Here is a 7,181-nt window from a genome sequence, read left to right on the forward strand (position 1 = left end):
ACCCGTCGCCCGCGGGGGCGACGGCGCTGCCACGTCTCAGCGCTGCGGCGCCTCCGCGTCCAGGCGGGCCCGCAGCGCGTCCAGCTCGGCCCAGAGCACGCCCGGCAGCTTGTCGCCGAACTTCTCGAACCACTCGGTGACCAGCGGCAGCTCCCGGCGCCACTCCTCCGGGTCCACCTTGAGGGCGATCCGGACGTCCTCCGGGGTCATGTCCAGACCGTCGATGTCCAGCGCGTCCTGGGCGGGGACCATCCCGATCGGGGTCTCCACCGCGTCGGCGCGGCCCTCGATCCGCTCGACGACCCACTTGAGCACCCGGGAGTTCTCCCCGAAGCCCGGCCAGAGGAAGTTGCCCTCGGCGTCCTTGCGGAACCAGTTGACGTAGTAGACCTTCGGCAGCTTGGCCTCGTCGCCGTCGGCGCCCTTGCCCATCTCGATCCAGTGCCGGAAGTAGTCACCCGCGTGGTAGCCGATGAACGGCAGCATCGCCATCGGGTCCCGGCGCACCACGCCGACCGCGCCGGAGGCGGCGGCGGTGGTCTCCGAGGAGAGCGTCGCGCCCAGGTACACGCCGTGCACCCAGTCCCGGGCCTCGGTCACCAGCGGGACGGTGTCCCGCCGCCGGCCGCCGAAGAGGATCGCGTCGATCGGCACCCCGTTCGGGTCGTAGTAGTCCTCGGCGAGGATCGGGCACTGGGTGATCGGGGTGCAGAACCGGCTGTTCGCGTGCGAGGAGAGCCCCTCGCTCTGCGGCGTCCAGTCGTTGCCCTTCCAGTCGGTCAGGTGGGCCGGCGGCTCACCCATCCCCTCCCACCAGATGTCCCCGTCGTCGGTGAGCGCCACGTTGGTGAAGATCGAGTTGCCCCGGTCCAGGGTCCGCATCGCGTTGGCGTTGGTCTTCCAGTCGGTGCCCGGCGCGACGCCGAACAGGCCGTACTCCGGGTTGACCGCGTAGAGGCGACCGTCCGGGCCGAACCGCATCCAGGCGATGTCGTCGCCGATGGTCTCGACCTTCCAGCCGGGCAGGGTCGGCTCCAGCATGGCCAGGTTGGTCTTGCCGCAGGCCGAGGGGAAGGCCCCGGCGATGTGGTACGTCCGGCCCTCCGGGGAGGTGATCTTCAGGATCAGCATGTGCTCGGCGAGCCAGCCCTCGTCCCGCCCCATCACGCTGGCGATCCGCAGCGAGTAGCACTTCTTGCCGAGCAGCGAGTTGCCGCCGTACCCGGAGCCGTACGACCAGATCTCCCGGGTCTCCGGGAAGTGCGAGATGTACTTGGTCTCGTTGCACGGCCACGCCACGTCCTGCTGGCCCGGGGCGAGCGGGGCGCCGATGGAGTGCAGCGCGTGCACGAAGTCCGCGTCGTCGCCCATCGCCGCCAGGATCTTCGATCCCATCCGGGTCATGATCCGCATGGAGGCGACCACGTACGGGCTGTCGGTGATCTCGACGCCGAACATCGGCTTCTCGGCCTCGACCGGGCCCATCACGAACGGGATGACGTACATGGTGCGCCCGCGCATGCTGCCGCGGTACAGCTCCGTCATCGTCCGCTTCATCTCGGCCGGCGCCATCCAGTTGTTGGTGGGGCCGGCGTCCGCCTCGTCCACCGAGCAGATGAAAGTGCGCTCCTCCACCCGGGCCACGTCCGACGGGTCGGTACGGGCGTAGAACGAGTTCGGTTTCTTTTCCGGGTTCAGCCGGATCAGGGTGCCGGCCTCGACCAGTTCGTCGGTGAGCCGACGCCATTCCTCGTCGGAACCGTCCACCCAGACCACACGGTCCGGGGTGGTCAGTTCGGCGACTTCTTTCACCCAGGCGAGCAGTTTGGGGTGGGACGTCGGGGCCTGATCGATTCCGCGAACAGTAGCCGGAGCAACCATGTCACATCTCCTTGTGGTCGACGCTGACCGAGCTGTGGGATGCACGAGTTCTGGCGGGCGCGAGCCGCGTCGCCGTCGTGAAAACCTGGGATTGGGCTCAGGGTAGACCGGGCTGCCCGGCCAGTCAGTCGGACTGGTTGTGAAGAACTGCACAAGGTGCGGCGGGAGTGCGGCATCACGATCTGATACCCGCTTTCCCGCGCAGTTTCACGCAAATCTTCCGGTGGCGCCCGGCACCGCTCACCGAGTGCAGCCGGGGCGTCACGATCCCCATCGGGTTGCGAAAAACCACCTCTCCCCTCCGCTTCCGGCCACGCTCCATCCATCCGCGCCGGCACCGGATCACCCGCCGGGGGCCGGGCGGGTAGCGCCCGGTCGGTCCCGCCCGACGACGTCAGGTCCGGCCGGTCGGTGGTTACCCGCGGGATTCGCTTCCAACCGGTACGCTCGCCCCCGTGGCCGCGACGATGACCGACGGGCAGTCAGGCGCCCCGCCGACCCGCCCCGGGCTGATCGGATCGCTGCTCGACCGCTTCGGGCACCTCGTCCGGGAGCTCAGCAAGTTCGCCACCGTGGGCGGGATCGCCTTCGTCGTCGACTTCGCGCTCTTCAACTACCTGACCGCCGCGCAGGGCGTCGAGCAGGTCACCGCGAAAACGATCTCCACCGTGATCGCCGCCACCTTCGCCTTCCTCGGCAACCGGTTCTGGACCTGGCGGCACCGCCAGCGCTCCAACCCGGCCCGGGAGTACGCGCTGTTCTTCCTCTTCAACAGCGTGGGCCTGGGCATCGCCGTCGCCTGCCTGGCGATCAGCCGGTACGGGCTGGGCAGCGTCTGGCCGGGTGTGTTCCAGACCACCCTCGCCGACAACATCGCCAGCTACGTGGTGGGCACCGGGCTCGGCACCCTGTTCCGGTTCTGGTCGTACCGACGGTTCGTCTTCGTCGAGGCGGGAAACCGAGAGGCCACGGATGCGGAGCGTGACCCAGCGTCCGGGGCGTGACCTGCCGCCCATCCCGTCCCCGCCGACCCGACTCGGCACCGTCCACTGGCCTAAGGTGTTTCGCATGCGTCTTGTCCGATTGCTGCCTGAGCGCTGGCAGAAGTTCATCCGCGAGGCGCTCACGTTCGGCATCGTCGGCGGCATCAACACCGTCATCAATTACGCGGTGTTCAATGCGCTGGCCCTGACCATCTTCGTCGACGGCCAACTCAAGGCGACGGTGGTCGCCACCATCGTGGCGACGATCACGTCGTATCTGATGAATCGTCACTGGACGTACCGGGATCGCCCGAAATCGGCGATGCGCCGGGAATACGCCCTGTTCTTCCTGTTCAACGCCACCGGCCTGCTCATCGAGCTGGGCGTGCTCGCCCTGGCCAAGTACGGCATGGGCGTGACCGGCCTGCTGGCGCTGAACGTGGCCAAGACGGTCGGTGTCGTGCTGGCCACCCTGTTCCGGTTCTGGTCGTACCGGACCTTCGTCTTCCAACCCGCCCCGGTGGCCGCCGAGGCGAGCCCGCCTCCGGTCCCGCGCGACGAGTGGGACACCATGGCCGAGCTGGACCCGGTCGCGGACCTGGCCGAGTCGGTCAGCGAGCTGGAGGAGGCGGCGGAGCCCGGCGCCACCGCCGGCCAGTCGCCACCGGCCACCGTCGGCCCCCGGGCCCCGGCCGCCGACCCGGGGTACGGGTCACCCACCGCCCCGGCGCAGGGACGCTCCCTGTCGCTGGAGCCCGGCCTGCCCGCCGCCCTGGACCGGGAGCTGGAGGCGGAACTCGCCGCCGAACTGCACGCCGGCACCCGCCGCCCCGGACAGTGACCAAGCCAGGGCAGTCACCCGGCCAGGACAGGTGACCGGGCCGGGGCGGTGACCCTGGCCCGGTACCCACACCGCGCTAGCCGGCGGACGGGGTCTGGTCCGCCCGGGGGGCCCGCCCGGCCCGCCCACCGTCCGCCCCGGCGGGCCGCTCGCCGACCGGCCGGCCGTCCAGGGTCTCGGTGAGGATCTCCCGCAGCTCGCCGTCGTCCAGCGACCGCCGGTCGTGGTCGGCCTCGACCAGCTCGTACAGCTTGGTCTGCACCTGCCCGACCCCGGGCACGTGCGGCAGCACCGACTGGCCCCGCTCACCGGCGGACTCGATGGTGAGCGTGCCGCTGCCGAAGATCCGGTCGACGACCCGCTGGTTCATCGAGTGGTCGTTGATCCGGCCCAGCGGGATGTCCCGCCGCTCCCGGGCGAACACCCCGTGCTGGAGCAGTACCCGCTCGTTGGTGAACAGGTAGTGCGTGGTCCGCCAGACCAGGAACGGCCAGAGCGCGAAGCGCAGCACCGCCAGCAGGGCCAGCCCGGTGAGGACGTACCAGACGATCCGACCGCCGTCGGGCAGCAGGAACGCCCCCGCCACCACCACGGCGACGGCGAGCACGAGCACCCCGACCGGGCGGACCAGCGCACGCCAGTGCGGATGCAGGTGCAGTACGACGTGCTCGTCCTCGGTGAGCACGTCTTCGGGAAACGCCACGGACAACCTCCTCGCGCAACGGGACGCGCTGACGGTAACCGCCCACCGCTCGTGTCCGCGTCAGCCGCGCGGGCGTCCCCGACGGCCGCCCAGTCAACGCAGGTGCAGGACGTCCCCGGCGGCCAGGTGGCGGGGGCCGGCGGCGGTCGCCACCACCAGGTGGCCGTCGGCGTCCACACCGGTGGCGTCGCCGGTCACCTCGCCGCCGCCGGGGAGCAGCACCCGGACCGGACGGCCCACGGTCAGGCAGGAGTCGAGGTAGGCGTCGCGCAGCCCGCTGGCCACCGCGTCCCCGCCGGCCGCCCGCCAACGGTCGTACCAGGCGGCGACGGCACGCAGCAGGGCGCGCAGCAGCGGGTCCCGGTCGGTGGCCGCCGCGCCGGCCAGGTGCAGCGAGGTCGCCGGCAGGCCGGTCGGGTTCGTCGGCAACTCGTCGGCGCGCAACGTGACGTTGAGGCCGATCCCGAGCACCACGGCGGGTGGCGGGCCGGGCTGGTCCGGCGGCACCGCCTCGGCCAGCACCCCGGCGCACTTCGCGCCCTCGACCAGCAGGTCGTTCGGCCACTTCAGCCCGGCGTCCAACTCGGCCAACCGCCCCACCGCCTCGACCAGCGCCACCCCGGCGAGCAGCGGCAGCCAGCCGTACCCGGTCGCCGGGACCGGCCGCCAACCGCGCTCGGCGACGGCCTCGCCGGGCCGGAGCAGAACGCTGGCCGCGATCCCGGCGCGGGCCGGCGACTGCCAGACCCGGCCGCGCCGGCCCCGGCCGTCGGTCTGCCGCTCGGCGACCACCACCAGCCCCTCGGCCGCACCGGCACGGGCCGCCTCGGCGGCGTCCGCGTTGGTGGAACCGGTCTCCGTCCGCAGGTCCAACTGCCGCCACGGGCCGTGCGGGGCGACCAACGCGCGGCGCAGCCGGGCCGCCGACAGCGGCGGCCGGTCCAGATCGGTGTACGGGGAGCCCGGCATCCCGCCAGCCTACGGGCCGGGCGCGACCGGGGCGGACCGGGCGCGACCGGGGCGGACCGGGCGCGACCGGGGCGGGTTGAGGCGCGGCCGGGGCTCGTTGAGGCGCGACCGGGGCGCGTTGAGGCGAACTGCACAGCTCGCGGGTGGCTGAACGGTCGTTATCCTCGCCTGGTGACTACGGAGACCGGGAGCAACCCGCACAGCACCGCCGGCAAGCTGGCTGACCTGGAGCGACGGGTCGACGAGGCGGTGCACGCCGGCTCCGCGCGAGCGGTCGGCAAGCAGCACGCGCGGGGCAAGAAGACCGCCCGGGAGCGGATCGCGCTGCTGCTCGACGAGGGCTCCTTCGTGGAACTGGACGAGCTGGCCCGGCACCGGTCCACCAACTTCGGGCTGGACCGCACCCGCCCCTACGGCGACGGGGTGATCACCGGGTACGGCACCGTCGACGGCCGGCAGGTCTGCGTCTTCGCGCAGGACTTCACGGTCTTCGGCGGCTCCCTCGGCGAGGTCTTCGGCGAGAAGATCGTCAAGGTGATGGACCTGGCGATGAAGATCGGCTGCCCGGTCGTCGGGATCAACGACTCCGGCGGCGCGCGGATCCAGGAGGGCGTGGTCAGCCTCGGCCTGTACGGGGAGATCTTCTTCCGCAACGTCCGCGCCTCCGGCGTCATCCCGCAGATCTCCCTGGTGCTGGGGCCGTGCGCGGGCGGCGCGGTGTACTCCCCGGCGGTCACCGACTTCACCGTGATGGTCGACCAGACCTCGCACATGTTCATCACCGGCCCCGACGTGATCAAGACGGTCACCGGCGAGGACGTCGCGATGGAGGAGCTGGGCGGCGCGCGGACCCACAACACCCGCAGCGGCAACGCGCACTACCTCGCCAGCGACGAGGACGACGCGGTCGAGTACGTCAAGGCGCTGCTGGCGTACCTGCCGTCGAACAACCTGGACGAGCCGCCCGTGGTCGACGCCCCCGCCGACCTGACGGTCACCGACACCGACCGGGAGCTGGACACGCTCATCCCCGACTCGGCCAACCAGCCGTACGACATCGTCCAGGTCGTCGAGCACGTCCTCGACGACGGCGAGTTCCTGGAGGTGCAGCCGCTCTACGCGCAGAACATCGTGGTCGGTTTCGGCCGGGTCGAGGGGCGTCCGGTCGGGGTGGTGGCGAACCAGCCGATGCACCTCGCCGGCACCCTGGACATCGCCGCCTCGGAGAAGGCGGCCCGGTTCGTGCGCACCTGCGACGCCTTCAACATCCCGATCCTCACCTTCGTGGACGTCCCCGGCTTCCTGCCCGGCACCGGGCAGGAGTGGGACGGGATCATCCGCCGGGGCGCGAAACTCATCTACGCCTACGCCGAGGCGACCGTCCCGAAGGTCACCCTGATCACCCGCAAGGCCTACGGCGGGGCGTACGACGTGATGGGCTCCAAGCACCTCGGCGCGGACCTGAACTTCGCCTGGCCGACCGCGCAGATCGCGGTGATGGGCGCGCAGGGCGCGGTGAACATCCTGTACCGGCAGGAGCTGGCCGCCGCCGAGGACCCGGCCGCCGTCCGGGCCGAGAAGATCGCCGAGTACGAGGACACCCTGGCCAACCCGTACGTGGCCGCCGAGCGGGGGTACGTCGACGCGGTGATCCCGCCGCACGAGACCCGTACCCAGATCGTCCGGGCGCTGCGGATCCTGCGGACCAAGCGCGAGACCCTGCCCCCCAAGAAGCACGGCAACATCCCGCTGTAGGTGTAAGGAGGGGCCCCTTATTAACAGACGTCTGTTAATAAGGGGCCCC

General features: G+C 71.4%; 6 protein-coding genes. 3 read left to right on the plus strand and 3 right to left on the minus strand.

The window, feature by feature from the left end; translation table 11 throughout:
* Positions 1-36: 36 nt before the first annotated feature.
* The gene (locus AWW66_RS11895; protein WP_067364239.1) at positions 37-1,881 is read right to left on the minus strand and encodes a phosphoenolpyruvate carboxykinase (GTP); all 1,845 of its coding nucleotides are present in this window, start codon (positions 1,879-1,881) and stop codon (positions 37-39) included.
* Between the two features lie 467 nt (positions 1,882-2,348).
* Here AWW66_RS11895 and AWW66_RS11900 point away from each other — a divergent pair, with 467 nt between their 5' ends.
* Both AWW66_RS11900 and AWW66_RS11905 read left to right on the plus strand, forming a co-directional pair.
* Positions 2,349-2,885 carry a GtrA family protein gene (locus AWW66_RS11900; RefSeq protein ID WP_067364277.1) on the plus strand — a complete coding sequence of 179 codons (537 nt, stop codon included), beginning with the start codon at positions 2,349-2,351 and terminating at the stop codon, positions 2,883-2,885.
* Positions 2,886-2,949: 64 nt separating this feature from the next.
* A complete protein-coding gene (locus tag AWW66_RS11905) occupies positions 2,950-3,705 on the plus strand; it encodes a GtrA family protein (protein ID WP_067364242.1) in 756 nt (251 codons plus the stop codon).
* Between the two features lie 76 nt (positions 3,706-3,781).
* Here the strand turns inward: AWW66_RS11905 and AWW66_RS11910 are convergent, their stop codons facing one another.
* Together AWW66_RS11910 and AWW66_RS11915 are read right to left on the minus strand one after the other, a co-directional pair.
* Positions 3,782-4,408 carry a PH domain-containing protein gene (locus AWW66_RS11910; RefSeq protein ID WP_083978410.1) on the minus strand — a complete coding sequence of 209 codons (627 nt, stop codon included), beginning with the start codon at positions 4,406-4,408 and terminating at the stop codon, positions 3,782-3,784.
* A 93-nt stretch (positions 4,409-4,501) separates the two neighbouring features.
* The gene (locus AWW66_RS11915) at positions 4,502-5,377 is read right to left on the minus strand and encodes a biotin--[acetyl-CoA-carboxylase] ligase (protein WP_067364245.1); all 876 of its coding nucleotides are present in this window, start codon (positions 5,375-5,377) and stop codon (positions 4,502-4,504) included.
* A 171-nt stretch (positions 5,378-5,548) separates the two neighbouring features.
* Between AWW66_RS11915 and AWW66_RS11920 the strand changes: the two genes are divergently transcribed.
* Complete coding sequence (locus tag AWW66_RS11920) at positions 5,549-7,132, plus strand: acyl-CoA carboxylase subunit beta (protein WP_067364248.1); 1,584 nt, start codon at positions 5,549-5,551, stop codon at positions 7,130-7,132.
* Positions 7,133-7,181: the final 49 nt, after the last annotated feature.

This window comes from Micromonospora rosaria (genome assembly GCF_001567585.1).
Lineage (GTDB): Bacteria > Actinomycetota > Actinomycetes > Mycobacteriales > Micromonosporaceae > Micromonospora > Micromonospora rosaria.

What these genes read in the sequence shown, in the direction of transcription:
- AWW66_RS11905 (WP_067364242.1), top strand. Translation starts at nt 2,950, where the DNA reads ATGCGTCTTGTCCGATTGCTGCCTGAGCGCTGGCAGAAGTTCATCCGC.
- AWW66_RS11915 (WP_067364245.1), bottom strand. Translation starts at nt 5,377, where the DNA reads ATGCCGGGCTCCCCGTACACCGATCTGGACCGGCCGCCGCTGTCGGCG.
- AWW66_RS11895 (WP_067364239.1), bottom strand. Translation starts at nt 1,881, where the DNA reads ATGGTTGCTCCGGCTACTGTTCGCGGAATCGATCAGGCCCCGACGTCC.
- AWW66_RS11900 (WP_067364277.1), top strand. Translation starts at nt 2,349, where the DNA reads ATGACCGACGGGCAGTCAGGCGCCCCGCCGACCCGCCCCGGGCTGATC.